Source organism: Rhizobium mesoamericanum STM3625, assembly GCF_000312665.1.
Lineage (GTDB): Bacteria > Pseudomonadota > Alphaproteobacteria > Rhizobiales > Rhizobiaceae > Rhizobium > Rhizobium mesoamericanum.
Window position 1 is genome coordinate 854747 of sequence record NZ_HF536772.1, and the last position, 23970, is coordinate 878716.

General features: G+C 59.3%; 23 protein-coding genes. 9 read left to right on the plus strand and 14 right to left on the minus strand.

What is annotated here, in order from left to right; genetic code table 11:
• Positions 1 to 143 precede the first annotated feature (143 nt).
• The 3 genes from BN77_RS04100 to BN77_RS04110 all read right to left on the minus strand — a co-directional run bounded on the left by BN77_RS04100 (position 144) and on the right by BN77_RS04110 (position 3190).
• Positions 144 to 593 carry an HPr kinase/phosphorylase gene (locus tag BN77_RS04100; RefSeq protein WP_007528765.1) on the minus strand — a complete coding sequence of 150 codons (450 nt, stop codon included), beginning with the start codon at positions 591 to 593 and terminating at the stop codon, positions 144 to 146.
• Positions 590 to 2380, minus strand: a complete 1791-nt coding sequence (locus tag BN77_RS04105) for a sensor histidine kinase (RefSeq protein WP_007528767.1) — start codon at positions 2378 to 2380, stop codon at positions 590 to 592. Before BN77_RS04105 ends, BN77_RS04100 begins: the two co-directional genes overlap by 4 nt.
• Before the next feature lie 78 nt (positions 2381 to 2458).
• Positions 2459 to 3190 carry a response regulator transcription factor gene (locus tag BN77_RS04110; protein WP_208856452.1) on the minus strand — a complete coding sequence of 244 codons (732 nt, stop codon included), beginning with the start codon at positions 3188 to 3190 and terminating at the stop codon, positions 2459 to 2461.
• Between the two features lie 341 nt (positions 3191 to 3531).
• Here BN77_RS04110 and BN77_RS04115 point away from each other — a divergent pair, with 341 nt between their 5' ends.
• The 3 genes from BN77_RS04115 (at position 3532) to BN77_RS04125 (ending at position 6283) form a co-directional block, all read left to right on the plus strand.
• On the plus strand, positions 3532 to 5142 hold the full coding sequence (locus BN77_RS04115; RefSeq protein ID WP_007528772.1) for a phosphoenolpyruvate carboxykinase: 1611 nt from the start codon (positions 3532 to 3534) through the stop codon (positions 5140 to 5142).
• A 96-nt stretch (positions 5143 to 5238) separates the two neighbouring features.
• Positions 5239 to 5673 carry an alternative ribosome rescue aminoacyl-tRNA hydrolase ArfB gene (gene arfB, locus BN77_RS04120; RefSeq protein ID WP_007528773.1) on the plus strand — a complete coding sequence of 145 codons (435 nt, stop codon included), beginning with the start codon at positions 5239 to 5241 and terminating at the stop codon, positions 5671 to 5673.
• A 1-nt stretch (position 5674) separates the two neighbouring features.
• The gene (locus tag BN77_RS04125) at positions 5675 to 6283 is read left to right on the plus strand and encodes an alpha-ketoglutarate-dependent dioxygenase AlkB (RefSeq protein WP_007528774.1); all 609 of its coding nucleotides are present in this window, start codon (positions 5675 to 5677) and stop codon (positions 6281 to 6283) included.
• Here BN77_RS04125 and coaA read toward each other — a convergent pair.
• The 7 genes from coaA to hisB are packed head-to-tail and all read right to left on the minus strand — an operon-like array spanning position 6280 to position 10932.
• A complete protein-coding gene (gene coaA / locus BN77_RS04130; protein ID WP_007528775.1) occupies positions 6280 to 7275 on the minus strand; it encodes a type I pantothenate kinase in 996 nt (331 codons plus the stop codon). The two genes, BN77_RS04125 and coaA, sit on opposite strands and share 4 nt — an antisense overlap.
• Positions 7272 to 7595: a phosphoribosyl-ATP diphosphatase gene (locus BN77_RS04135; protein ID WP_007528776.1), complete on the minus strand. Its 324-nt coding sequence runs from the start codon at positions 7593 to 7595 to the stop codon at positions 7272 to 7274. The genes coaA and BN77_RS04135 overlap by 4 nt, the downstream gene beginning before the upstream one ends.
• Positions 7596 to 7609: 14 nt before the next feature.
• Positions 7610 to 8392, minus strand: a complete 783-nt coding sequence (gene hisF / locus BN77_RS04140; protein ID WP_007528777.1) for an imidazole glycerol phosphate synthase subunit HisF — start codon at positions 8390 to 8392, stop codon at positions 7610 to 7612.
• Positions 8389 to 9138 carry a 1-(5-phosphoribosyl)-5-[(5-phosphoribosylamino)methylideneamino]imidazole-4-carboxamide isomerase gene (gene hisA, locus BN77_RS04145; protein ID WP_007528778.1) on the minus strand — a complete coding sequence of 250 codons (750 nt, stop codon included), beginning with the start codon at positions 9136 to 9138 and terminating at the stop codon, positions 8389 to 8391. Before hisA ends, hisF begins: the two co-directional genes overlap by 4 nt.
• A 26-nt stretch (positions 9139 to 9164) precedes the next feature.
• Positions 9165 to 9815, minus strand: a complete 651-nt coding sequence (gene hisH, locus BN77_RS04150) for an imidazole glycerol phosphate synthase subunit HisH (RefSeq protein ID WP_007528779.1) — start codon at positions 9813 to 9815, stop codon at positions 9165 to 9167.
• Positions 9815 to 10300 carry a DUF2628 domain-containing protein gene (locus BN77_RS04155; protein ID WP_007528780.1) on the minus strand — a complete coding sequence of 162 codons (486 nt, stop codon included), beginning with the start codon at positions 10298 to 10300 and terminating at the stop codon, positions 9815 to 9817. Before BN77_RS04155 ends, hisH begins: the two co-directional genes overlap by 1 nt.
• Before the next feature lie 23 nt (positions 10301 to 10323).
• Complete coding sequence (gene hisB / locus BN77_RS04160; RefSeq protein WP_007528781.1) at positions 10324 to 10932, minus strand: imidazoleglycerol-phosphate dehydratase HisB; 609 nt, start codon at positions 10930 to 10932, stop codon at positions 10324 to 10326.
• A 179-nt stretch (positions 10933 to 11111) separates the two neighbouring features.
• Between hisB and hslV the strand changes: the two genes are divergently transcribed.
• The 5 genes from hslV (at position 11112) to BN77_RS04185 (ending at position 17850) form a co-directional block, all read left to right on the plus strand.
• Complete coding sequence (hslV, locus tag BN77_RS04165; protein WP_007528782.1) at positions 11112 to 11639, plus strand: ATP-dependent protease subunit HslV; 528 nt, start codon at positions 11112 to 11114, stop codon at positions 11637 to 11639.
• 39 nt (positions 11640 to 11678) lie between these two features.
• Positions 11679 to 12986 carry an ATP-dependent protease ATPase subunit HslU gene (gene hslU / locus BN77_RS04170; RefSeq protein WP_007528783.1) on the plus strand — a complete coding sequence of 436 codons (1308 nt, stop codon included), beginning with the start codon at positions 11679 to 11681 and terminating at the stop codon, positions 12984 to 12986.
• A 189-nt stretch (positions 12987 to 13175) separates the two neighbouring features.
• On the plus strand, positions 13176 to 14123 hold the full coding sequence (locus BN77_RS04175; RefSeq protein ID WP_040677554.1) for a DUF1402 family protein: 948 nt from the start codon (positions 13176 to 13178) through the stop codon (positions 14121 to 14123).
• Between the two features lie 51 nt (positions 14124 to 14174).
• Positions 14175 to 15587 carry a cytochrome P450 gene (locus tag BN77_RS04180; protein WP_007528785.1) on the plus strand — a complete coding sequence of 471 codons (1413 nt, stop codon included), beginning with the start codon at positions 14175 to 14177 and terminating at the stop codon, positions 15585 to 15587.
• A 91-nt stretch (positions 15588 to 15678) separates the two neighbouring features.
• Entirely contained in the window at positions 15679 to 17850 is a 2172-nt protein-coding gene (locus BN77_RS04185; RefSeq protein WP_007528786.1) for a malate synthase G, read from the plus strand.
• A 77-nt stretch (positions 17851 to 17927) separates the two neighbouring features.
• Here the strand turns inward: BN77_RS04185 and BN77_RS04190 are convergent, their stop codons facing one another.
• Positions 17928 to 18614: a L,D-transpeptidase gene (locus tag BN77_RS04190; RefSeq protein ID WP_007528787.1), complete on the minus strand. Its 687-nt coding sequence runs from the start codon at positions 18612 to 18614 to the stop codon at positions 17928 to 17930.
• A 181-nt stretch (positions 18615 to 18795) separates the two neighbouring features.
• Between BN77_RS04190 and BN77_RS04195 the strand changes: the two genes are divergently transcribed.
• Positions 18796 to 19290 carry an MmcB family DNA repair protein gene (locus tag BN77_RS04195; protein ID WP_040676717.1) on the plus strand — a complete coding sequence of 165 codons (495 nt, stop codon included), beginning with the start codon at positions 18796 to 18798 and terminating at the stop codon, positions 19288 to 19290.
• Between the two features lie 3 nt (positions 19291 to 19293).
• On the opposite strand, the gene BN77_RS04200 is transcribed toward BN77_RS04195, so the two are convergent.
• From BN77_RS04200 to hrpB, 3 genes are all read right to left on the minus strand, one after another.
• The gene (locus BN77_RS04200; protein ID WP_007528789.1) at positions 19294 to 19869 is read right to left on the minus strand and encodes an ActR/PrrA/RegA family redox response regulator transcription factor; all 576 of its coding nucleotides are present in this window, start codon (positions 19867 to 19869) and stop codon (positions 19294 to 19296) included.
• A 69-nt stretch (positions 19870 to 19938) separates the two neighbouring features.
• Positions 19939 to 21249, minus strand: a complete 1311-nt coding sequence (locus tag BN77_RS04205; RefSeq protein ID WP_007528790.1) for an ActS/PrrB/RegB family redox-sensitive histidine kinase — start codon at positions 21247 to 21249, stop codon at positions 19939 to 19941.
• Positions 21250 to 21276: 27 nt separating this feature from the next.
• A complete protein-coding gene (gene hrpB / locus BN77_RS04210) occupies positions 21277 to 23733 on the minus strand; it encodes an ATP-dependent helicase HrpB (protein WP_040676718.1) in 2457 nt (818 codons plus the stop codon).
• Between the last annotated feature and the right edge of the window lie 237 nt (positions 23734 to 23970).

A 23970-nucleotide genomic window follows, 5' to 3' on the forward strand; every position in this document is an offset into this window, starting at 1 on the left:
TAGTGGCGTATGCAAAACGGTGGGCTCAATATCGCAATGCAGCAATCGCGTCCACCGTGCGGGCACATCTTGGCGATGAAAAGTCGAAGTGCAAGACAAAAATACGACTTTTCGGGCGGGATTTGCCAATTTCGCAGGCATTATCATCCGATATCCGGCGCTTTCGCCAGCAATGCGGCAAGGGGCACTGGAGTATTAGCCAGCAACCGAATGACCGGAAGATCTATATCGTTGATAATAGTCGTTCTCTCGCCATCCGGCGGCAGCCGTTTTTCTCCAGACACGTTTCCCGGCAGTACTGCATAGTGCATGGCAGCACTTGCGACGTACGGCACACGAACGATGCCGGTGCCGCGCAATTCAATCAAACCGGAAATCGACGCAGGGCAGGTGGCTACCACCACTCCCTCGTGCTTCGAAATCAGCACTTGGTCGTCGGCAACGAGTATCGCCGACATGCCGACGCGCTGTGCTTCGGTGATGCAGGCAAAGGCAAGCATCGACTTTCCCCATCCCGAGGGACCCATGAAAAGAAGGCCGGTGCTGCCGACGACGATGGCGGTTGCGTGGATATTTGAAGGGGTGTCCGTCATGTGGTGGTGTTGGCGGGAAGGGCGAGGATGAAGCGCGCTCCGAGTAGTTTTTCGCTCTCGGGGTCGATGATGTTCTCCGCGCGCAGCGAGCCGCCATGTGCCTCAGCGATCTGGCGGCTGATCGACAGACCGAGGCCAGAGTTCTGACCGAAGCCTTCGGATTCCGGTCGGTCGGTGTAAAAACGCTCGAATATACGATCGATGTTTTCGGCCTGAATACCCGGCCCGTTATCCTCGACATAAACGATGCAGCGAGAACGCGTTCTGACCAGTCGAACGGTGATCCTGCCGTCGTGCTCCGGAACGAAGGAGCGCGCGTTTTCTATGAGGTTGGTAACGATTTGCCCGATGCGCAGGTCGTGGCCGTTCACTACGAAACGCGTTTTGACGCCGGGTTTGCGCTCGATGGCGAACTCAATCTGCACTTCTTTCTTACGATTGCGGATCTGCCGCGACACCTCGATGAGGTCGCGAAGCAGGATTTCCAAATCGACCGAACCGGCGTCGACGCGCGCGAGCTCCGCATCAAGACGAGAGGCGTCGGAGATATCGCTGATCAGGCGATCCAGACGGCGAACGTCATGCTGGATGACATCCAGAAGCCTCTTCTTGGAATCATCCGTTTTGGCGAGCGGTAGCGTTTCGACGGCGCTGCGGAGCGACGTCAGCGGGTTCTTCAGTTCATGGCTGACATCGGCCGCAAAGCTTTCAATCGCATCGATGCGGTCGTAGAGAGCTGTCGTCATCTCACGCAGCGCAATGGAGAGGTTGCCAATCTCGTCCTGACGCGCCGAAAAGTCCGGAATTTCCTCGCGCTCCTTTGCGCCGCGGCGAACGCGGATCGCGGCGGCAGAGAGGCGCCGCAGCGGATTGGCGATCGTCGAGGATAAAACCAGAGACAGGAGAACGTTGACAAGTGTCGCGACCCCGAACACGCGCATGATGCCCAGGCGCTCGGCGTGGACAATATTGTCGATATCGCCAGCCTGCGTGGACAGCAGCAGCACACCAAGCACAGCGCGGAAGCGCTGGATTGGAACGGCGACCGAAACGATCAGCTCGCCCTTCTCGGTGGTGCGGACCACGGCGCCGCGCACGCCGGTCAGCGCGTTCATCACTTCGGGATAAATAGAGCCATCACCGCCGGGCGCCTCTTTATAAAGGGGCAGGTTTCCAGGCTGCAGCACCTTGTTGAAGATCGTCGTGAACCATTGGCCCCAAGTCTGCTCCTCGTCGTCGACCGGGGGCAGATCAAAACGCAGCACCTGACCGCGTGAATAGAGGTGGCGAGAATCGAGCAGTAGGTTCGCATCGGCATCGAAAATTCGTGCACGGGTTCTGGTTGGCGAGATCAACCGACGCAGCACCGGTGCGACCTTCTCCGGATCAATCGGGAATTCGAGATCCTCGTCGTTTGGAACCGGCGTAATGCTTTGGCCTGCCTGCAGTTCGAGCAGTTTTTCCGGGTCGATGGTGATCGAGTTGGTATCGACCGAAGCGGAAGCCGAGACGGCGCCTGCGATGATTTCACCCTGCGTCAGCAGACTCTCGACGCGGGCATCGATCAGCCCTTCACGGAACTGGTTGAGGTAGAGAATCCCGCCGACAAGAACGACAAGCGCCGCAAGATTGAAGAAGAGGATGCGGCGCGTCAGGCTCGAGAAAACGGCGTTGCCGAAGATGCGGCGGATGATCGTGAAGGGATGCGACCAGCGTCTTCCCCTGACGCGGGGATTGCTTACGCCTTCCGCTTCATCCAGATCCCTTTCCTGCACCAACTGTGCCAACGACACGCCCTTTCGGAGAGCGGACCGCTTTCGCGATCGCCTGCTCTCGACAATTCTTAATGCCGCGCCGCTTCGGCGTTAGGCTGCTTCGCGGAAGCGGTATCCCACTCCGTAAAGCGTTTCAATCATATCAAAGTCGGTATCGACCATCTTGAATTTCTTGCGAAGCCGTTTGATGTGGCTGTCGATGGTCCGATCGTCGACATAGACCTGCTCGTCATAGGCCGCATCCATCAATGCGTCACGGCTTTTCACGACGCCCGGACGCTGGGCCAGCGAGTGCAGGATGAGGAATTCGGTTACCGTGAGGGTCACCGCCTCGCCCTTCCAGGTGCAGGTGTGGCGTTCCTGGTCCATGACCAGCTGGCCTCGCTCCAGCGAGCGTGCGAGCTGTTGTGCCGTGCCCGGCTTGGGGGCGGCACCACCGGCTGCAGCTGCGGCTTCGCGGCTTGAAGCGCGGCGCAGCACGGCGCGAACGCGCTCGACAAGCAAACGCTGCGAGAATGGCTTAGTGATGAAGTCGTCGGCGCCCATCTTCAGGCCGAACAGCTCATCGATTTCCTCGTCCTTCGAGGTGAGGAAGATGACCGGCATGTCGGATTTCTGCCGCAGGCGACGCAGGAGTTCCATGCCGTCCATGCGTGGCATCTTGATGTCGAAGATCGCAAGCTGCGGCGGACGGGCGAGAAGACCGTCGAGGGCGGATGCGCCGTCCGTGTAAGTCTCGACCTTATACCCTTCAGCCTCGAGTGCGATCGATACCGAGGTGAGGATGTTGCGGTCGTCATCAACGAGCGCGATTGTCGGCATGGTATTCATCTCCGTCATCTATGCGCGTCTCCAGGAATTTTGAAGGTCCCCCAGGCGGCCTTTCTGAACCGGATGCGCTTATGGGGATAAAGGTGGAACAAATTGTGGCAAAGATAAAGGGTGGGATTGTTGTAAAGTTTTGATGGCAACCAAAAGCTGCATGGGAACTTGGCCGAGCTAATTCCGATTCAAACGATTTAAAATATCGCGGGAAAATTTAAATCGATTAATAGTTTGATATCACTAGATTTTATTGATTTTGCTCTATTGCGTTTTAAAAAAACCGCCCGTACGGTCGCCGGGAGTTCTTAACGGCACGAGCCTCAAGGAAGGAAATGACCATGGAGCTGTTCGGAGTCCACAACCCGGCGATAGAGCTGGCGACGATCGGTTTGGGGAGCGCAAACAGCGCTCGCTATAACTTTACGGCCGCCGCTCTCTATGAAGAGTCGATTCGCCGGGGCGAGGCTGAGCTGACCGCCCATGGAGCCCTGCGTGCCCTGACGGGGCAGCACACCGGGCGCTCGCCGCGCGACAAATTTGTCGTTCGTGACGCCAACACCGATGGTCAGATCTGGTGGGACAACAACAAGCCGATGTCGCCTGAGCACTTCGCGCTGTTGAGGCAGGATATGCTTGCTCATGCAGCCGGCAAGGATCTATTCGTTCAGGATCTCATCGGCGGTGCCGACGGCAACAACGCGCTGCCGACACGTGTCGTCACCGAATTTGCGTGGCACTCGCTGTTCATTCGGAATCTGCTGATCCGTCCGGAGCGCTTGGCCCTTGAGGCGTTCGTTCCCAAACTGACGATTATCAATCTGCCGACCTTCAAGGCCGATCCGGCGCGTTACGGATGCCGTAGCGAAACCGTTATCGCCTGCGATCTGACGAACGGCGAAGTGCTGATCGCCGGCACGCTTTATGCCGGCGAAATGAAGAAAGCGGTGTTCACCGTGCTGAACTACCTGTTGCCGGCAAAGAGCGTCATGCCGATGCACTGCTCGGCCAATGTCGGCCCTGAGGGCGATGCCGCGGTCTTCTTCGGTCTCTCGGGCACCGGCAAGACGACGCTCTCGGCAGATCCAGCCCGAACGCTGATCGGCGACGATGAGCACGGTTGGGGCGAGGACGGCATCTTCAATTTTGAAGGTGGCTGCTATGCCAAGACAATCCGCCTGTCGGCGGAAGCTGAACCGGAAATCTATGCAACGACGCAGCGCTTCGGAACTGTACTCGAAAACGTTGTTCTGAACGACCAGCGCGAGCCTGACTTTAACGATGGCTCACTCACGGAAAACACGCGTTGCGCCTACCCGTTGGATTTCATTCCGAACGCGTCGAAGACCGGTCTTGCCGGTCACCCGAAGACGATCATCATGCTGACGGCCGATGCCTTTGGCGTCATGCCGCCGATCGCCAAGCTGACGCCGGACCAGGCCATGTATCACTTCTTGTCTGGCTACACCGCCAAGGTGGCCGGTACAGAGCGGGGTGTTACCGAGCCGGAAGCGACCTTCTCGACCTGCTTTGGCGCGCCGTTCATGCCGCGCCATCCGTCGGAATACGGCAATCTCCTGAAGCATCTCATTGGCCGCCACGGCGTTGAATGCTGGCTGGTCAATACAGGCTGGACAGGCGGTGCTTACGGCACCGGCAAGCGCATGCCGATCAAGGCGACTCGCACGCTGCTTGCTGCAGCGCTCTCGGGCGAACTCGGCAAGACGGATTTCCGCGTCGATCCGAACTTCGGGTTCGCGGTTCCCGTCACGGTGCCGGGCGTCGACACGGCCATCCTCGATCCGCGTTCGACCTGGCAGGATCCGGTCGCCTATGACGCGCAGGCCGGCAAGCTCGTGACGATGTTCATCGAGAACTTCGCAAAGTTCGAGGGCCACGTCGATGGCGGGGTGCGCGATGCGGCCCCGGGGTTTCGCGCCGCCGCTGAATGATGTGCGAAAACATTGATGATTCACGTGAAACCCGGCGGTCTCCGCCGGGTTTCTTTGTCTGTTCCCAAGGACCGGCTGATGTGAGATAGAAATCGCATGGCCAGCGACCCGCTTTTCATCAACGATCGAATCACCATCGCTGGATGGGAGCTGACGGAGCAGTTCGTCCTGGCGGGCGGCCCAGGCGGGCAGAACGTCAACAAGGTGTCGACAGCAGTCCAGCTGTTCTTCAGCATTCTGAACTCACCATCCTTGAACGAGCGAGTGAAGGCGAATGCCGTGAAGCTTGCCGGTAAGCGCCTCTCGAAGGAGGGCGTCCTGATGATCGAGGCAAGTCGCTTCCGGAGCCAGGACCGCAACCGCGAAGACGCGCGCGAGCGCCTGAAGGAGCTAATTCTGGAAGCTGCCAAACCGCCGCCGGCGCCGCGGAAGAAAACCAAGCCGACAAAGGGATCGATTGAACGCCGGCTGAAGGAGAAGTCAGGTCGCGCCGAGGTGAAAAAGATGCGCGGGCGGCCACTCGGAGATTGATATGCTGCTTCCGAACGGCGTCAGTCATCTTCCAGACTATCTGAGTCGCCCGCGGCAGCAGGCGCTGGTCGATACCATCCGGTCGATCGTTGCGGATGCGCCACTTTTCATCCCCGTCATGCCCCGAACCGGAAGGCCGATGTCGGTGCGCATGACGAGCTGCGGCCCTCTCGGTTGGGTCACCGACAAGGAGCACGGCTATCGTTACCAAGCGACCCATCCCATCACGGGCAAGCCGTGGCCGGACATGCCCGCGGAATTACTGGAAATCTGGAACGACGTATCTGGCTACGACAAGCCGCCACAGGCCTGCCTTGTCAACTTCTACTCCGATGAGGCGCGCATGGGCCTGCATCAGGATAAGGACGAACAGGATCTCGCTGCACCTGTCGTGTCGATATCGCTTGGCAATAGCTGCCTTTTTCGCGTCGGTGGCCTAGCGCACAACGACCGTACGCTTTCCTTCAGACTCTCAAGCGGCGATGTCGTGATCCTAGGCGCGGAAGGGCGCCTTTGTTTCCACGGCGTCGACAAGATCTATCCGTCGACATCGACGCTGCTGAAAAACGGCGGCAGGATCAATCTGACGCTTCGCCGGGTAGCGGATTAGAGCTTTCTTAGGGCGACCTGCTCGATGAGGTGATTGTTGCCCTTGCGCAGGATCAGGTCGGCGCGCGGACGCGTGGGTAGGATGTTCTCGCGCAGGTTCTTTAGGTTGATGTTTTCCCAGAGCCCTTCAGCGATTGTCAGCGCTTCCCCTTCGCTGATCGAAGCATAGCGGTGGAAGAAGGAGTGGGGATCGCGGAACGCCGTTTCGCGCAGCCGCATGAAGCGTGTCACATACCAGTCGTGAATCCGGCTTTCGTCCGCATCGATGTAGATGGAGAAGTCGAAGAAGTCGGAGACCATCGGCACGATCTTGCCACCGGCCGGAAGGTCGCGCGATTGCAGGACGTTGATGCCCTCGAAAATGAGGATGTCGGGCCGGTCGACGATTTTGTATTCATTCGGCAGCACATCATAGACCAGATGCGAATAGGACGGCGCCTTGACGTTCGGCTGTCCGGCCTTAATCGCCGCAAGGAAGCGTAGAATTGCCGCGGTGTCGTAACTCTCGGGAAAGCCCTTGCGCTGCATCAGGTTTTCACGTTGCAGCACGGCGTTCGGATGCAGGAAGCCGTCAGTTGTAACGAGATCCACCTTCGGGCTGGATGGCCAGCGTGATAGTAGTTCTTTCAGAATACGGGCAGTCGTCGATTTGCCGACGGCCACCGACCCCGCGATGCCGATCACGAACGGCGTCTTTGCGACGTTGGAGAGGCTGAGGAAGCGGTTGCGCTGCTCGAAAAGCAGCTGCGACGATTCCACATGCGCCGACAACAGGCGAGACAGCGATAGATAGATCCGCCGTACTTCATCAAGGTCGATCGGGTCGCCCATGGAGCGCAGTCGCTTAACCTCGTCCCCCTTTAGGGTGAGCGGCGTATCCGCACGGAAGCGCGCCCACTCCTCCGAAGAAAAGAAGTGATAGGGCGAATAGGCATTCGCCTGAAAATGATCGAGCGTCTCGGGCGCTCCGGTGAGCTGTCTTGCGATACTCATGAACTTTGCCGGCTCGCCTTTTCTTTCAGGCCGGACTGAGCGGTACGGCGCTCAAGCTCCGCCATGACACTTTGCAACGGAATGCCCGCCACCTTCAATACGACCAATAGGTGATAAAGCAGGTCGGCGGCTTCATAGATGAGGTTTTCACGATCGTCGGCAACCGCTGCCATTACCGTTTCAATCGCCTCTTCGCCTAGTTTCTTGGCAGCTTTCGGCTGACCCGCGGAAACGAGTTTTGCCGTCCAGGATTCGTCCGGCGAGGCCTTCGATCGCGCATCGACGATCTTTTCCAGGTCGGCAAGGGTGAATTCGCTCATAATTATGCGTTCCCTTAGTCCAGGCGCATGTCGATGCCGCAGGACGACATATAGCGCTTCGCTTCGCCCACGGAATAGGTGCCGAAATGGAAGATCGATGCGGCGAGAACCGCGTTGGCATGCCCTTCCTTGACGCCCGCCACGAGATCGTCGAGGTCACCAACGCCGCCGGAGGCGATCACGGGCACCCGAACCGAATCCGCGATGGCGCGTGTCAGTTCGAGATCGTAGCCGACCTTCGTTCCGTCCCGATCCATCGAGGTGACAAGTAGTTCGCCGGCCCCCCGCTCGACCATTTTCCGAGCGAAGTCCACGGCGTCGATGCCGGTCGCGTTGCGGCCACCGTGCGTGTAGATCTCCCAGCCGCTGACATCGCCTTGCGCCTGGCTAGTCCGCCGCTTGGCGTCGATCGAGACGACGATGCACTGGTCGCCGAACTTATCCGCAGCTTCCGCAACGAAATCTGGATTGTTGACGGCGGCCGAATTGATCGAAACCTTGTCGGCACCGCAAAGCAGCAGTTTACGAATGTCAGCGATGGTGCGAACGCCGCCACCGACAGTGACCGGCATGAAGCACTGCTCGGCAGTGCGAGCCACGACGTCGAAGATCGTTTCGCGATTGTCCGACGAAGCGGTGATGTCGAGAAAGCAGAGTTCGTCGGCGCCGGCGGCATCGTAAGCCTTGGCAGCCTCGACCGGATCTCCTGCATCTACCAGATTAACGAAATTGACGCCCTTGACGACGCGGCCGTCCTTGACGTCGAGGCAGGGAATGACGCGTGCCTTCAGGGTCATTGCGCAGTCTCCTTCGCGCGTGCGGCCGAAATCAGCGCCAAAGCCTCTTTCGGATCAATACGTCCATCATACAGCGCGCGGCCAGAGATCGCACCTTCGAGCTTGCGTGCGTCGGGTTCGAGCATCCGTTTCACATCTTCGATCGAAGCGAGTCCGCCGGACGCGATCACCGGGATCGACACAGCCTCGGCAAGTTCGAGCGTCGACGCCCAGTTGATGCCAGTGAGGATGCCGTCGCGGTCGATGTCGGTGTAGATGATCGCGGCAACGCCAGCCCCCTCGAACTTCTTCGCGAGTTCGATGACGCCGAGCTCGGAGGCCTCTGCCCAGCCTTCGACGGCGACCTTTCCGCCCTTGGCATCGATGCCAACGGCAACGCGGCCGGGAAACTTCTTGCAGGCTTCGATCACGAGTGCCGGATCGCGCACGGCGATCGTGCCGAGAATGACGCGGGCGAGGCCGCGTGACAGCCAGCTCTCGATATGATCGAGTGTACGGATGCCACCACCAAGCTGAACCGGGTTCTTCGTTGCCTCCAGGATCGCATCGACCGCAGCGCCGTTTACGCTTTCGCCGGCGAAAGCGCCATTCAAGTCAACGACATGCAGCCACTCGAATCCCTGATCTTCAAAGGCCTTTGCCTGGGCACCAGGATTGGGATTGTAAATGGTAGCTTGGTCCATGTCGCCGAGCTTGAGGCGAACGCACTGCCCGTCCTTCAGGTCAATTGCAGGAAATAGGATCATTCTGTCAGTCCTTGCAGTGCGCAGGTTCAAGGCTTCCAGCGCAGGAAATTGGCAATCAGGGCGAGGCCGAGCTTCTGGCTCTTTTCGGGATGGAACTGGGCTCCGGCCATGTTGTCACGACCGACGAAAGCGGTGATCGGGCTGCCGTAGTCGGCCGTTGCAACCACATCGCTGGGGTCCTTCGCCGCCAGATGGTACGAATGCACAAAATAGGCGTGCAGCCCGGTCGGTCCCGTGGGAATACCCTCAAACAGCGGATGAGAGGATTTCAGATCGAGCGTATTCCAGCCGATTTGAGGGATCTTCAGATTGGCATCCCCAGGCGTCATTTCAACAACGTCGCCGGGTATCCATCCGAAACCGTTCGTCACCGTCTTTTCAAGGCCGCGCGATGACATCAGCTGCATGCCAACGCAGATGCCGAGAAACGGGCAAGCCTTTTTCTCGACCGCTTCGATTAGCGCTTCCGACATGCCTGGAACTGCGTCGAGCCCGCGTCGGCAGTCGGCATAGGCGCCAACACCTGGCAGCACCACGCGATCGGCGGCCGCTACGGCCTCGGCTTTGTCCGTTAGGTCAATCTCAGCATCGATGCCGGCTTCCCGCGCGGCTCGCTCGAAGGCCTTCGTCGCCGAACGCAGATTGCCGGAACCGTAATCTATAATTGCGACGCGCATCAGCGTCCTCCATCAAAACCAAAGAGACCGAGCGAGGTGGCATTGCCGTTTTGCGGGGCATGGGTCGCGTGATCCCATTGCGGCGAGGGTGCCGGACGGCTGTTGCCGGTATCAGTCGGAACATTCGAAAAATGGATCTCTTCTGCGGTCGAGAGAGAGTCGGCCGAAACGAGGTCGGCTTCACCCCAGCCCTTCGCGACCAGATCGCGGATTCGAAGGTTCTGACCCTCGAGCGCTACCAGAAGACTTGTGCCGAAGGTGATCGCGAGGCCGACTGGCCAGAGGTCCGCTTGGTCTGTCAGCGCGCCGCCAAGGCTTTGCAGGAGAAATGCCGCGATGGCGTAGAGCCAGAGGCGATGGAAGGCCAGCCATATCCAGGGGAAGAGGAACCCGAGCACCGTGAAGCCATCGCGAACAAAGCGCGTCTTCTCGTGGTTTGCGTCCGTTCCGCCGGGCGCGGTCAGAACCAGATAGCTGGAAGTCATATCGTCAAGCTCCCTCAGGGGGCTCAGACGAGCGTGCCCTTCGTTGAGGGAACACGGCCCGCCTGTCTCGGATCGATCTCTGTCGCCGCACGCAGTGCGCGGGCAACGGCCTTGAAGCATGTCTCTGCAATATGGTGGTTGTTGGCACCATAATGGTTGAGAATATGCAAGGTGATACCAGCGTTCTGGGCAAGCGCCTGGAAAAACTCACGAACGAGTTCCGTGTCGAACGCTCCGATTTTAGGTGCGCTGAAGGCGACGTTCCAGACGAGGAAAGGTCGACCGGAAAGGTCGACGGCGGCCTTCGTCATCGTCTCGTCCATGGCGAGATCAATCGATGCGTAGCGTGTGATGCCGCGGCGATCGCCGAGCGCCTTCGCGATCGCCTGGCCGATCGCGATTCCAGTGTCTTCGACCGTATGGTGATCGTCGATGTGGAGGTCTCCCTTGGTCTCGATCTCCATGTCGATGAGCGAATGTCGCGACAACTGGTCGAGCATATGATCGAAGAAGCCTACGCCCGTCGAGATTTTCGACTTTCCGGTACCGTCAAGACTGACGGAAACGGAAACGGAAGTCTCGTTCGTCTTGCGGGACACGGTACCAGTGCGGCTTGCTGCGGTCTCGGCCATATGGCTGCTCCATCAGGAAATACGCGGGTTCCTTATCAGGCAAGCCGTGAAATATCCAGAACCGCGGCAGCAGAAAACGATGCCAATTGCAATCGGCGTGCCCGCACTTACATAGGGCTCGACAGGGCTGGTGTGCGGCCCGACATAACAAGCCCGGCAGACGGGCAAAGGTGTAATGGATGACAACGATTATTACAGTTCGAAAGGGCGGCAAGGTCATCATGGCCGGCGATGGTCAGGTCAGCCTTGGCCAGACCGTGATGAAGGGCAATGCCCGCAAAGTGCGGCGCATCGGCAAGGGCGAAGTCATTGCCGGTTTCGCAGGCGCCACCGCGGATGCCTTCACGCTCCTCGAACGCCTTGAAAAGAAGCTCGAACAATATCCGGGCCAGCTGATGCGTGCTGCCGTCGAGCTCGCTAAGGATTGGCGCACGGACAAGTATCTCCGCAATCTCGAAGCCATGATGCTTGTCGCCGACAGATCGGTGACGCTGGCGATAACCGGCAACGGAGATGTTCTTGAGCCGGAGCATGGCGCCATGGCGATCGGCTCGGGGGGCAATTTTGCGCTCGCTGCTGCGCGCGCCCTGATGGATACAGAGAAATCGGCCGAAGAGGTCGCGCGTCGCGCGCTCGATATTGCCGCCGACATTTGCGTATACACAAACCATAATGTGGTGGTGGAAACGCTCGATGCCGAAGCTTGATCTGGTTTCAAAGATTCACGCCCCCATGGGATATTCGATATGACTACATTTTCCCCCCGCGAGATCGTTTCCGAACTCGACCGTTACATTATCGGCCAGCATGAGGCCAAGCGTGCGGTGGCCATTGCGCTGCGCAATCGTTGGCGCCGCCACCAGCTCGATCCGGATCTTCGCGATGAAGTCATGCCAAAGAACATCCTGATGATCGGGCCAACCGGTGTCGGCAAGACGGAGATCTCTCGCCGCCTCGCCAAACTGGCGGGCGCCCCCTTCATCAAGGTTGAAGCGACCAAATTTACCGAAGTCGGTTACGTCGGACGTGACGTGGAGCAGATCATCCGCGATCTGGTCGAGGTCGGCATCGGGTTGGCTCGCGAGAAGAAGCGAAGCGAAGTGCAGGCAAAGGCGCATATGAGTGCCGAAGAACGCGTCCTCGATGCGCTCGTCGGTGCCACGGCCTCGCCGGCGACGCGCGAAAGCTTCCGCAAGAAGCTGCGCAATGGTGAACTTGACGACAAGGAGATCGACATCGAGATCGCCGACACTGGTACCGGCATGGGTGGTTTCGACATTCCCGGGATGCCGGGCGCCAATATCGGCGTGCTCAATCTCTCCGAAATGTTCGGTAAGGCGATGGGTGGCCGCACTAAGAAGGTCCGCACGACGGTCAAGGCATCCTACACCGATCTGATCCGCGACGAATCCGACAAGCTGATCGACAACGAAGTCATCCAACGCGAGGCAGTCCGTGCGGTCGAGAATGACGGCATCGTCTTCTTGGATGAGATCGACAAGATCGCCGCTCGCGACGGCGGCATGGGTGCCGGCGTTTCGCGAGAAGGAGTGCAACGCGACCTGCTTCCGCTAGTAGAAGGTACGACCGTGTCGACGAAGTACGGCCCGGTGAAGACGGACCATGTCCTTTTCATCGCCTCCGGTGCCTTCCATGTATCCAAGCCGTCCGATCTATTGCCGGAACTGCAAGGTCGTCTGCCGATCCGCGTCGAGCTGCGCGCGCTCACCAAGGAAGACTTCCGCCGTATCCTGACGGAAACCGAGGCGAGCCTTATCAGGCAGTACAAGGCCCTTATGGAAACGGAGGGCCTCCTCCTCGAGTTCACCGACAATGGCATCGATGCCCTGGCTGACGTGGCCGTCCATCTGAACTCGTCAGTCGAAAATATCGGCGCACGCCGACTTCAGACTGTCATGGAGCGGGTTCTGGACGAAATTTCCTTCAACGCTCCGGACCGCGGCGGCTCGACCGTGACGATTGACGCCGACTATGTTCGCGAGCACGTCGGCGATCTGGCGCAGAACACGGATCTGTCCCGCTTCATCCTGTGATGAACGAGCATCGTGTCATGTCTTTGCTGATCTGATGCCGCGATTTTGGCAGTTTGAACTCTCGACAGCGGGCCTTTTACTTTTTAGTGAAGGGCCCGCTTAGTTATGGGCGCCAGCATTATTCGGCCAAGATTGTAGGCCAGTCAGCGCGCTTCGCGAGAATGCCATGAACCGACGGGAATGCTGATGGTGCGACGCCTTCTAACAAATCTCTTGATTGCTACTGCCTTGCTGACCTCGGCGCCGGCTTTTGCCATGCAAGTGGTGCCGCCAGGCAATCGACACGCCGAGCAACCCGATATTCCGGGCGCGTCGGTCCGCCGCACGCAGGGCACGAAGACCTCGTTCGATCGCAAATACGAGAAGGTCCATGACCTTTTGGCCTCGGATCACGAGCTGATGGCCAAGATCAAGAAGATCTCAGCAGCTTACGGCATCGACCCTATCCATGTGATCGGCGCGATCGTCGGCGAGCATACTTACAATGTCGATGCCTATGACCGCTTGCAGTCCTATTATGTAAAGGCTGCTTCCTACGCGGGCGAGAGCTTCCGCTTCGCTTATAATGGCGAGGACGTTGACGACTTCATCAAGCGGCCGCAATTTGCTAAATGCAATGGCAAGGGCGATTCCTATATGCTGTGGAGCTGCCGCGAAGACGTCTGGGAAAGCGACTTCCGTGGCAAGACCGTCGACGCCACGAGCTTCCCGAACAACCGCTTCAGCGCGGTTTTCTTCCAGCCTTTCTACGCGGGTCAGACCTTTGGTCTCGGGCAGATTAACCCGCTGACGGCGCTGATGCTCTCGGATCTCGTCTCCAAGGTGTCGGGCTACGAGAAGCTCAACGAGAAGGATGCCGGTTCCGTCTACAAGGCGATCATGGAGCCGGATGTCTCACTCGCCTTCGTCGCCGCCTCCATCCGGCGCTCGATTGACGATTACAAGCAGATCGCCGACATGGACATTTCCAAGAATCCGGGCCTGACAGCGACACTCTACAACGTCGGCAACTCGCGCCAGCGCGCGGCTGCCCTTGCTGCCAAGAACCGGGCGTCCGGGGAAACTGTTTGGCCGGAAGAGAACTATTACGGCTGGCTGATCAACGATAAGCTGGACGAGCTGGAGCGTCTGCTCTAGCTTTTGCCTTGCCGGGAGGGCTTACTTCTCCTGCGAAAAGGCTGAGTTCCAATGGACATGCGTCCGGATCCCTTTGAGCCGCCTGCACCGTTGCCCCGTACGGTGCCGCCGAGCCGGTTTGAGATCATCCGCACCATCTTGCGCAACCCGCTGGAACTATGGGGTGAGCCTTCCTATACGCTGCCATGGATTCAGACACGGTTTTTTCGTGAAAGAACCCTGATTGTCAACGATCCCGGGCTGATCCGCCATGTGCTGGTCGATAATGCCGCCAATTACCGCATGTCGGATATTCGCCAGCTCATCTTGCGTCCGATCTTGCGCGACGGGCTGCTGACGGCGGAAGGGGACGTTTGGAAGCGGTCCCGCAAGGCGGTTGCACCGGTTTTCACGCCGCGCCATGCAAACGGCTTTGCGGGGCAGATGCTTCGCCAGTCCGAGGACTATGCGAGGAAATACGAATCCGCCGACAGAGACGGCAAGGTCTTCGAGATCGCGGCCGACATGACAGAGCTGACCTTTGCCGTTCTCGCCGATACGCTGTTTTCAGGCGAGATCGTCACATCCTCCGATAGTTTTGCCGATGACGTCAACGCGCTTTTGCACCGCATGGGGCGCGTCGATCCGATGGACCTTTTGCGTGCACCGTCCTGGGTTCCGCGTCTGACCCGTATCGGAGGTCAGAAGGTACTCGACAAGTTCCGAAATATCGTGCGCCAGACAATGGACGCCCGGTTCGCCCAGATGCGGGCCGATCGCACTGCCGCCCCGGATGATTTTCTGACCTTGCTCCTCGAGCAGGCAGAAAGTGGCGGGCTGACGAACGATGAAATTGAAGACAATATCCTCACCTTCATTGGCGCTGGCCACGAGACGACCGCGCGCGCGCTCGCCTGGACGCTCTATTGCGTCGCCAACACGCCGCACATCCGCGAGGCGATGGAGCAAGAGATCGATCGCGTGCTTGCCCAGGATGTCGAACCGGTGAAGTGGCTGGATCTGATGCCTTACACTCGCGCTGCCTTCGAGGAAGCGCTGCGGCTCTACCCGCCGGCGCCGTCGATCAATCGTGCTGCCATCGAGGCCGATCGCTGGACCGACGCGAAAGGGGAGGCGGTCGAGATCGAGCCCGGCGTTACCATTCTCATCATGCCATGGACGCTGCATCGTCACGAACTCTATTGGGACAAGCCGCGAGCATACATTCCGGAACGGTTCCTACCGGAGAATCGCGGCAAGATCGGGCGCTTCCAGTTCCTGCCGTTCGGTGCCGGTCCGCGGGTCTGCATCGGCGCGACCTTCGCCCTGCAAGAGGCCGTCATTGCTCTGGCGGTACTCATGCACCGTTTTCGCTTCGACATGACGGAGCAGACGAAGCCCTGGCCCGTTCAGAAGCTGACGACCCAGCCGCAGAACGGTCTGCCGATGCGCGTTACGCCACGGTCTTTTCCCAAATTGGCATAAATCTTTCGAACTATTGCATAATTGACTATGAATGAAAGCAGGGCAAAGTGGCAGCATGCGAAAGCTGTCCTGGGTTTTTAGGAGACATTGAATGAGCCGCATCGATAAAAACGGTCTTGCTGTTGAAGCCGTCCTTCTTGAGTTTCTGGTGAAGGAAGCGCTGCCCGACCTGAACATCGATGCCGACAAGTTCTTTGCTGATTTCTCGGCCATCGTTCACGATCTGGCGCCACGCAACCGCGAGCTGCTCGCCAAGCGCGATGCGCTGCAGCTTCGCATTGATGATTGGTACCGCCAGCACGGTGCACCGACGGATATCGAAGCATACCAGGCGTTTCTCCGCGGCATCGGCTATATCTTGCCGGAGGGCTCGGATTTCCAGGTTACGACAACGAACGTCGATCCAGAAATTGCCTCGATCGCTGGTCCTCAGCTTGTCGTCCCCGTCATGAATGCTCGTTACGCGCTGAACGCTGCCAACGCCCGCTGGGGTTCGCTCTATGATGCGCTCTACGGGACGGATGCGATTCCTGAAAGCGACGGCGCAGAAAAAGGCAAGGGCTACAATCCGAAGCGCGGCGAGAAGGTAATAGCCTGGGTTCGCGATTTCCTTGACACAGCCGCGCCACTGGCTGGGTGGAGCTGGAAGGAGGTTGCGTCCTTTGCTGTCAAGAACGGTGCTCTCGCCATTACCTCGACCGACGGCGAACATGTTTCGCTGACCGATGTGGCACAGTTTGCGGGATATCAGGGTGATGCCGCAGCTCCGTCTCACATCCTGCTCAAGAACAACGGCATCCACATCGACATCGTCGTCGATACCTCGACCGCGATCGGCAAAAGCGATCCGGCGCACATTTCCGACGTCTGGCTGGAATCGGCGATCACGACGATCATGGATTGCGAAGACTCGGTTGCTGCCGTCGACGCCGAAGACAAGGTCGTCGTGTATCGCAATTGGCTGGGCCTCATGAAGGGTGACCTTCAAGAGGAGGTGTCCAAGGGCGGCTTAAGCTTCGTCCGCAAGCTCAATTCCGATGTGGAATACAACGGCCCGACCGGCGCGCCCTTCGAAGTGCGTCGCCGCTCTTTGATGCTGGTCCGCAACGTCGGCCATCTCATGACCAATCCGGCTGTCCTTGATCGTGATGGCAATGAAGTGCCGGAAGGAATCATGGATGCGATGATCACCGGCGTGATTGCCCTCCACGACGTCGGCCCGAATGGCCGCCACAAGAATTCCCGCACTGGCTCGGTCTACGTGGTCAAGCCGAAGATGCATGGTCCCGAGGAGGTCGCCTTCGCCACCGAGATCTTCTCGCGCGTCGAGGATGCGCTTGGCATGGCGCGAAACACCATCAAAATGGGCATCATGGACGAGGAGCGGCGCACGACTGTCAATCTGAAGGAATGCATACGTGCCGCTCGCGAACGTGTGGTTTTCATCAATACCGGCTTCCTCGACCGCACCGGCGATGAAATCCACACCTCGATGGAAGCCGGGCCGATGATCCGCAAGAGCGACATGAAGCAAGCAGCCTGGATCAGCGCCTATGAGAACTGGAACGTCGATATAGGTCTCGAATGCGGCCTTTCCGGCCACGCGCAGATTGGCAAGGGCATGTGGGCCATGCCGGATCTGATGGCGGCGATGCTGGAGCAGAAGATTGCGCACCCGAAAGCCGGCGCAAACACCGCCTGGGTTCCGTCCCCGACCGCCGCGACGCTACATGCCACCCATTACCACCGCGTCAATGTCGCCCGCGTCCAGCAGGGCCTAAAGGATCGTGCGCGCGCCAAGCTCTCCGATATTCTTTCAGTTCCCGTCGCGGTTCGTCCGAATTGGACACCGGAGGAAATCCAGCGCGAACTCAACAATAATGCCCAGGGCATATTGGGTTACGTTGTCCGCTGGGTCGATCAGGGCGTCGGCTGCTCCAAAGTGCCTGACATCAACAATGTTGGCCTAATGGAAGACCGTGCGACGCTGCGCATATCCGCCCAGCATATGGCTAACTGGCTGCATCACAAGGTCACCACCGAAGCGCAGATCGTTGAAACGATGAAACGCATGGCCGCGATAGTGGATCAGCAGAATGCATTCGACCCAGCCTACATACCGATGGCTCCCGATTTCGACGGTTCGATCGCCTTCCAGGCGGCACTTGACCTGGTCTTGAAGGGCAGGGCGCAGCCAAATGGCTACACAGAGCCGGTCCTGCATCGCCGCCGCCTGGAGCTAAAGGCCACCCAGACGATCTGACGACAATACGCAAATAGACAAAGGCCGCCGAAACAATGTTTCGGCGGCCTTTTAAATACCCCATTTCGGCTTGCAGCTTACTGGATAACGATGACCTTCGAGGTCGTCTTGCCCGGGCGCACGCGGCTGTAGAGATCGATAACGTCCTGGTTCATCAGACGAATGCAGCCAGAGGAGGCAGCCGTACCGATCGAAGCCCATTCCGGCGTTCCATGTAGACGGAACAGGGTGTCCTGACCGTTTTCGTTGAAGAGATACATGGCGCGCGCGCCGAGCGGGTTGCTAAGGCCGGGGCCCATGCCATCCTCAACATATTTGGCGACTTCGGGCTTGCGCTCGGCCATTTCCTTCGGTGGATGCCAGGTCGGCCACTCCTGCTTCCAGGCGACATAGGCAGTGCCGGCCCAGGCGAAGCCTTGCTTTCCGACACCGATTCCATAACGCATCGCCTTGCCGCCGGGCAGAATGTAATAAAGGAAACGCTCGCGAGTGTTGACGATGATAGTGCCCGGCCGCTCGGTGGTTTCGTAAGATACGATCTGACGGCGGAATTGCGGCTTGACCTTCTGGATCGGGATCGCCGGCAATGAATATCCGGCATCCGTCGTAACGCCGTAAGCGTCATCGAAGATCTGCGCGGTCTGGACGGTCGGCCCTGGCGCGACCTTCTCCTCGACCAAGGCGCTTTCGGTAGTCGAGGAGCAACCGGCCACAGCGAGCGTCGCCATTAGGCCGAATACAGGAAATGCATTGCGGATGCGCATGGATGTCTCTTAGGAAATAGGCAAGGGAGGAACGGTCTTTTGAACCATCTTTGATTATGGTTTATTTTCGATTAACTTTGCCTTTGCAAGCCGTTGCAGTGCGGCAAAACCAATACGCAGCGGCAAATTAGAAGCGCATGGTTTTTTTGCAACAACGCGCGTACCAGACTGACGGTTCTCCATGACGATTTTGAGTGTTTACAATAACAATCCGTTAATAGACGGTCGGCAATCGGACAGAGCTATGTTGGTACGCCGCGGGACTCAGATTTTACTTCATGAGATGCGTCACGCTGTATTGCCGGAACTGTCGCTGTCGAGCGGACGGCGCGCGGATCTGATCACCATTTCGGAGAAAGGAGAGATCTGGATCATCGAGATCAAGACCTCGATCGAAGACTTCCGAGTCGACCGCAAGTGGCCGGATTATCGCCTCCACTGTGACCGACTGTTCTTCGCGACACACAAGGATGTTCCGCTCGAAATCTTTCCTGAGGATTGCGGCCTATTTTTATCTGACGGCTACGGCGCTCACATGATCCGCGAGGCGCCGGAGCATCGCCTTGCGCCTACCACCCGCAAATCGGTCACGCTGAATTTCTCCCGAGCAGCCGCCCAGCGATTGCTGATGGCCGAATGGTCAAATGGCAAGCCATTCGAGATCGACGATATTTAGAGCTTACTTGGGCGCACGCTTGGCTAGGATCCGCTGCAGCGTTCGTCGATGCATATTGAGCCGGCGCGCCGTTTCAGAAACATTGCGCTCACATATTTCATAAACCCGCTGAATATGCTCCCAGCGCACCCGGTCGGCTGACATTGGGTTTTCCGGAAGCTCCGCCTTCTCGCCGGCCCGCTGCGTCAGCGCGGCATAGACGTCGTCGGCATCAGCGGGTTTAGCCAAGTAATCGACGGCGCCGAGCTTTACCGCCGTAACGGCGGTTGCAATATTTCCATAGCCGGTCAGGACGATGATCCGCGTGTCGTCCCGACGCTGCCGGATGGCCTCGATCACGTCCAAGCCATTGCCATCGCCGAGTCGCAGGTCGACCACGGCGTATTTCGGCGGATGCGTCTTCGACTTGGCAACACCCTCGGCGACCGATTCCGCAGTCTCCACCTTGAATCCGCGCGTCTCCATGGCGCGTGCCAGGCGGCGCAGGAACGGCCCGTCATCATCGACAATCAGCAGGCTGGCATCCGGACCAATATGATCTACATCTGCGTGGGAGGATTCTCGGTCAAGCTCGTTCATATTCGTCAATCCCGGCAATCGCCTGCCTGATATAAGTCAAGTTTCCCTTCTTTCATTATGCCGATAGCGTCATTTTGTCGAATTTGCATCGATCAGCATGCGCGGCCATTCGACACGGACCCGGGCTCCGGCCGCCTCCGGCATGCGGTTCTCGAACACCAGCGACGCACCGGATCGTTCCAGGAGTGTCTTGGCGATGAAGAGCCCCAGTCCCAGCCCGCCGGCTCGGTCTTCCCGCTGTCTCTTGGTTACGTAGGGCTCGCCGATCCGGGTCAGAATATCCGACGAGTAGCCCTCGCCATCGTCTTCGACCGTGATGCGGACCTTCCGTGCATCGTGCTCAACGGTCACCGTGACTTTTTGGCGCGCGTAATCGACGGCGTTTTCGATCAGGTTTCCGAGCCCATACATGATGCCGGCATTACGGTCGGTCACAGGCTCGCCTTTGCGCGGGCTCTTCTCGATCAGCTCAAGCTTGATTGCGAATTCACGATGCGGTGCCACGATCTCTTCCATCATCGATGACAGTGGCAGCCGCCGGAGATGGGCCTCGCCTTCAGCGGAGAGTGTGGCGAGCCGCCTCAGGATGTCGCGACACCGCTCACTCTGGCTGCGCAAAAGCTGCACATCCTCGCGAAAGCGATCGTCATCCTTGAGTTCCCGTTCCATCTCCTTGGCAACGACGCTGATTGTAGCGAGCGGCGTTCCAAGCTCGTGTGCGGCAGCGGCCGCAAGGCCGTCCAACTGCGAAAGGTGCTTTTCCCGCTGCAGCACGAGTTCGGTTGCCGCCAGCGCATCGGCCAGCTGGCTCGCTTCCATCGAGACCCGATACGCATAGAAAGCGGCAAAGGCCATGGTTGATGCGATCGAGCACCAGACCCCGAACTGCATCACGGTATGGACATTGATCTCAACACCATCGAACCACGGCAAGGGAAAAGGCGAGAACGCGAGGATGGTGATGCAGACCATTGCAATGAAAATGAGCACCGTGCTGAAGCGGATCGGCTGTGATGCAAAGGAAATGATGACAGGAACGCAAACGAGCGCGGCGAAAGGATTTGCAAGGCCGCCGGTGATGAAGAGCAGTGCACATAGCTGCAGAAGGTCGAAACCGAGCAGCGCGAAGGCCGCGCCCGGATAGAGCCGATGGGTCGGCGGATAGCGGATCATCAGGTAGAAATTGACCGCTGCCAGTGCTGCTATCAGCACCGCGCACGCGACGAGCGGAAGCGGAAACTTCAACCAGAAGGCAACGATGAACACCGTCACGGCCTGGCCGCCGACAGCAAGCCATCGCAGCCGCACCAGTGTCTGCAATCTCAGGCGCCTGCTACTATGCCTGTCCTCTTCCGACGAACTCTCGACATTGTCGACCATCTGACATCCCTTGAACCGTACTAGCGCTCATGTACCACGAGCTTTGGCCCTTGTCGTCGGCATGGCGTCTTCCGGCCGTTCGGGCCAGGGGTGTTTGGGGTAGCGGCCGCGCATGTCGGCGCGCACGTCCTTCCACGAGCCGGCCCAGAATCCGGGCAGATCACGGGTCGTTTGGATCGGCCGGTGTGCCGGCGAGGTCAGCTCGAGAAGCAGCGGCAGTCGTCCGCCACCGATTGCCGGATGCTGCTTGAGGCCGAAGAGTTCCTGCACGCGGATCGTCAATGTCGGTTCCTCTCCGTCATATTTGATCGGATGCCGTTGCCCCGTCGGTGCTTCGAAATGCGTTGGTGCTAGTCGTGAAAGATCCCGCTGCATCTCGTGCGGTATTAGCGCCATCAACCCATTCGAAAGACCGGAGGGGGAAATCTCGGAAATTCCCCGGGCATCGATCTGGTAGGGAATGAACCACTCATCGAGCCGTGCAAGCAATGCCTTGTCGCTGACATCAGGCCAGGGATCGCCGATACTGCGATGAAGAAAACCGATGCGTTCCCGCAGCTGCATGGCATCTTTGGAAAACGGCAGCTGTTCCAATCCCAGCTCGTACACACCTTCTGCCAGCGCACGGCTGGCAGCTTCGCCGGTTGGACGTGGCAGTGGCGTTTCGTCGAAGACAATGGCGCCGAGCCGGGTCGCCCGCCTGGCTCTGACCTGCCGGCTTTGCCGGTCGAAAAAGATCTGATCGCCGGTCGAAATTGAACCGGGCAGGTCTTCTTCGACGTCGGCACGGGAAATCTCGGCTGCCGCCAGGATGCGCCCCTGCGCCGCCCGGCCCGTCAAGTCAGCGATGACGAGCATCGGGCTGCCGGCGAGCCGTTCGGTCTCGGGCAGTTCCGCGCCACGGCCATTCGCCATGAGGAACCGCCCTCTGCCGCCGCGCTGCAGGGCGATTCGGTCAGGGAAGGCGTGCAGCAGCAGCCGTCCCGTCTGGCCGGGTTCCGTCGCCTTGGCGACATCGAGACCCTTGGCCAGTCGAGCCGCCAGCTGACGCGCATCTTCGGCGCGATCGCCGCGCTCCGACCGGAAGCGTCGCATTCGCTCTTCGAGGTCTATGCTTAGGCCGCCGAGGCCCTGCTCGGTCAGCAACACGGCAAGGGCTGCCGCGTCCCTCGCATGCCCCGTCTCCCCGGCCGTGATCACCATAGCGGCGAGACGCGGTGGCAGCGCAAGGTCGCGCATCATCTTCCCGCGCTTCGTGAGTGCTCCATCCTTGTCAAGCGCGCCGAGTTGCAGCAGCAGGCTCCGCGCCTCCGACAGCGTCGTCTCCGGAGGCTGGTCGACGAAGGAGAGCGCGCGGGTATCCTGCACGCCCCAGTGGGCAAGATCGAGAAGCAGGCCGGAGAGATCGCTGGAAAGTATCTGCGGCGGCGTGAACGCTGGCAGGGCGGCGGTCTGCCCCTGATGCCAAAGACGGATCGCAATACCCGGCTCGGTTCGCCCCGCGCGTCCGGCACGCTGATCAGCCGAAGCGCGCGAGACGCGCACCGTTTCCAGTCGTGTGATGCCGGTTGATGCCTCGAACACCGGAAGCCGCTGTAGGCCGCTGTCGATTACGATTCGTACGCCGTCAATTGTGATCGACGTCTCGGCAACCGAGGTGGCGAGCACGACTTTACGCGTCCCACGCTCGGCCGGCCGGATCGCCGCGTCCTGTTCCCGCTGTGACAGGTTGCCGAAAAGCGGTGCAATCAGCGTCTGTGGCCCAAAGCGTCCTTCGAGCCGCTCGGCGGTTCGGGCGATCTCCGACTGGCCAGGCAAGAAGGCAAGGATCGATCCGCTCTCGCTGGCGTGGGCGTCCACGATGGCGCGCGTCATTGCGTCTTCGATGCGCTCGCCGCCTGGGCGATCCTGATAGCGGATTTCGATCGGATAGCTTCGCCCCATGCTTTCGATTAGAGGCGGCTGGTCGAGGAGCGTCATGACTCGGGCGACGTCAAGCGTTGCTGACATGACCAGTACGCGCAGGTCGTCGCGCAAGGCGGATTGCACATCAAGCACCAGTGCCAGGCCGAAGTCGGCATCCAGTGAGCGCTCGTGGAATTCGTCGAAGATCACGGTTGAGACACCTGAGAGCTCAGGATCCTCGAGGATCATGCGGGCGAACACACCTTCGGTCACGACCTCGACGCGGGTCTTGGCGGATACCCTGGTGTCGAGCCGCATGCGATAGCCGACGGTCTCGCCGACGGTCTCGCCAAGTAGCGAGGCCATGCGGCCTGCCGCTGCGCGCGCGGCGAGGCGCCGCGGCTCCAGAAGGATGATCTTGTCGTCACCCCGCCAATCCTGATCGAGCAGATAAAGGGGAACAAGTGTCGTCTTGCCGGCGCCCGGCGGGGCGGAAAGCACGGCGCGGCCCTGTGTGGCCAGCGCCGCTCCGATCTCAGGGAGAACATGCGAAACCGGAAGTTCCGGCAGACAAGTCATGCGGGTCACGTGCGCGTCTTCGTTTCATAAGCGAGGATGGCACGCTTATCCTTTTAGGATCAGCCATGTCATGCCCGGGGGTATCGCCCGTGAAACTACTGACACAGCGCGGTTGTGCGCAAGTCATGTCATCCGCGGAGGCTCCGGATGTCAAACCGTGAAGATTCTGCATCTGAGAGTGGAAGCTGGACGGAAAGTACAGGCAGGAGTCGCCGCCATGGCTCGTGCGGATAGCCA

Excerpts from the sequence above, each read along its gene's own strand:
- BN77_RS04100 (WP_007528765.1), bottom strand. The coding sequence starts at position 593 with ATGACGGACACCCCTTCAAATATCCACGCAACCGCCATCGTCGTCGGC.
- BN77_RS04110 (WP_208856452.1), bottom strand. The coding sequence starts at position 3,190 with ATGCCGACAATCGCGCTCGTTGATGACGACCGCAACATCCTCACCTCG.
- BN77_RS04115 (WP_007528772.1), top strand. The coding sequence starts at position 3,532 with ATGGAGCTGTTCGGAGTCCACAACCCGGCGATAGAGCTGGCGACGATC.
- arfB (WP_007528773.1), top strand. The coding sequence starts at position 5,239 with ATGGCCAGCGACCCGCTTTTCATCAACGATCGAATCACCATCGCTGGA.
- BN77_RS04125 (WP_007528774.1), top strand. The coding sequence starts at position 5,675 with ATGCTGCTTCCGAACGGCGTCAGTCATCTTCCAGACTATCTGAGTCGC.
- coaA (WP_007528775.1), bottom strand. The coding sequence starts at position 7,275 with ATGAGTATCGCAAGACAGCTCACCGGAGCGCCCGAGACGCTCGATCAT.
- BN77_RS04135 (WP_007528776.1), bottom strand. The coding sequence starts at position 7,595 with ATGAGCGAATTCACCCTTGCCGACCTGGAAAAGATCGTCGATGCGCGA.
- hisF (WP_007528777.1), bottom strand. The coding sequence starts at position 8,392 with ATGACCCTGAAGGCACGCGTCATTCCCTGCCTCGACGTCAAGGACGGC.
- hisA (WP_007528778.1), bottom strand. The coding sequence starts at position 9,138 with ATGATCCTATTTCCTGCAATTGACCTGAAGGACGGGCAGTGCGTTCGC.
- hisH (WP_007528779.1), bottom strand. The coding sequence starts at position 9,815 with ATGCGCGTCGCAATTATAGATTACGGTTCCGGCAATCTGCGTTCGGCG.
- BN77_RS04155 (WP_007528780.1), bottom strand. The coding sequence starts at position 10,300 with ATGACTTCCAGCTATCTGGTTCTGACCGCGCCCGGCGGAACGGACGCA.
- hisB (WP_007528781.1), bottom strand. The coding sequence starts at position 10,932 with ATGGCCGAGACCGCAGCAAGCCGCACTGGTACCGTGTCCCGCAAGACG.
- hslV (WP_007528782.1), top strand. The coding sequence starts at position 11,112 with ATGACAACGATTATTACAGTTCGAAAGGGCGGCAAGGTCATCATGGCC.
- hslU (WP_007528783.1), top strand. The coding sequence starts at position 11,679 with ATGACTACATTTTCCCCCCGCGAGATCGTTTCCGAACTCGACCGTTAC.
- BN77_RS04180 (WP_007528785.1), top strand. The coding sequence starts at position 14,175 with ATGGACATGCGTCCGGATCCCTTTGAGCCGCCTGCACCGTTGCCCCGT.
- BN77_RS04185 (WP_007528786.1), top strand. The coding sequence starts at position 15,679 with ATGAGCCGCATCGATAAAAACGGTCTTGCTGTTGAAGCCGTCCTTCTT.
- BN77_RS04190 (WP_007528787.1), bottom strand. The coding sequence starts at position 18,614 with ATGCGCATCCGCAATGCATTTCCTGTATTCGGCCTAATGGCGACGCTC.
- BN77_RS04195 (WP_040676717.1), top strand. The coding sequence starts at position 18,796 with ATGACGATTTTGAGTGTTTACAATAACAATCCGTTAATAGACGGTCGG.
- BN77_RS04200 (WP_007528789.1), bottom strand. The coding sequence starts at position 19,869 with ATGAACGAGCTTGACCGAGAATCCTCCCACGCAGATGTAGATCATATT.
- BN77_RS04205 (WP_007528790.1), bottom strand. The coding sequence starts at position 21,249 with ATGGTCGACAATGTCGAGAGTTCGTCGGAAGAGGACAGGCATAGTAGC.
- hrpB (WP_040676718.1), bottom strand. The coding sequence starts at position 23,733 with ATGACTTGTCTGCCGGAACTTCCGGTTTCGCATGTTCTCCCTGAGATC.